The organism is Streptomyces sp. CBMA123, assembly GCF_014596465.1.
GTDB lineage: Bacteria > Actinomycetota > Actinomycetes > Streptomycetales > Streptomycetaceae > Kitasatospora.
In genome coordinates, this window is sequence record NZ_MECK01000562.1 from 1 (window position 1) to 497 (window position 497).

Consider the following 497-nt stretch of genomic DNA (forward strand, 5'->3'; position numbering starts at 1 on the left):
GTGGGCGGACGGACTGGTCGACGGGGTGACCCTCCGGGCCGCGGCCGACCGGGCCGCGCTCGCCGCGCAGCTGCGGGACGCAGGGGAGTTCGCCGGAGTCCTGTCCCTCCTCGCCCTCGGCGACGAGCCGCTCGCGGCCACCGTCACCGCCGTCCAGGCCCTCGGCGACGCCGGGCTGGAAGCACCGCTGTGGTGCCTCACCCGCGGCGCCGTCGCCACCGGCCGCTCCGACCGGCCCGCCGACCCCCGGCAGGCCGCCGTCTGGGGCCTCGGCCGCTCCGCCGCCCTCGAACTGCCCACCCGCTGGGGCGGGTTGATCGACCTGCCGGAGCAACTCGACGACGCCGCGCTGCGCCGCCTGGCCGCCGCGCTCGCCCGCACCGACGGCGAGGACCAGCTCGCCGTCCGCGCCTCCGGCACCTTCGCCCGGCGCCTCGTGCGCCACCCGCTGGGTCACCTGCCGGCTCACTCGCCGGGCGAGCGCCCGGCCGCCCGGC

1 protein-coding gene is annotated in these 497 nt (G+C 80.5%); it reads left to right on the forward strand.

The genetic code is table 11. The features are described from left to right. The coding region (locus BG452_RS37205) for a hypothetical protein (protein ID WP_188308769.1) at nucleotides 1–497 on the forward strand (497 nt) is incomplete at both ends.